Annotated in this window: 1 protein-coding gene; it reads right to left on the bottom strand. The window is 40.9% G+C overall.

All coding sequences use genetic code 11. The annotated features are described in order from the left end of the window. Positions 1–185: 185 nt before the first annotated feature. The coding region (locus AAEY83_RS12845) for an IS30 family transposase (RefSeq protein ID WP_351059282.1) at positions 186–472 on the bottom strand (287 nt) is incomplete at its 5' end.

Raw genomic sequence — 472 nt, 5'->3', positions numbered from 1 at the left:
AGGTGTGATTGATAAAAGCGATGATGCCCACACTGACAGCCGCATTAACCAAATTAAGAAAAATAACTTTAAGAAAGGGCAGACGATAGTGTGCCCAAATCATGTGGTATAAAGAAACGGTGGTGCGAGAGGACATAGTGGCTCAATAATAGAATATTTTTTTGCGTATTTTTGATAGCTTGGATTCAACATTGAAGTGCAACGCACCCGAAGCTAGATTTTACCTCAAGAGGTGTTCTAAACCCTAGCACCTTTCTAGGTCGATTATTTAAACTGTCTTCAATCGACTGAACTAAGTGCATGCATAGGTTATCCAGACGCATTGACTTCGGTAGAAACTGACGAATTAACCCATTGGTATTCTCATTCGTTCCACGCTCCCAAGAATGATAAGGCTGAGCAAAGTAAATATCAGCCTTCAACGCTGTTGCCATCGTTTCATGGTCAGCAAACTCTTTACCGTTATCAAAGG

Source organism: Psychrobacter sp. TB20-MNA-CIBAN-0197 (assembly GCF_040309765.1).
GTDB lineage: Bacteria > Pseudomonadota > Gammaproteobacteria > Pseudomonadales > Moraxellaceae > Psychrobacter > Psychrobacter submarinus.
This window is presented reverse-complemented; position numbering and strand designations above follow the sequence as displayed.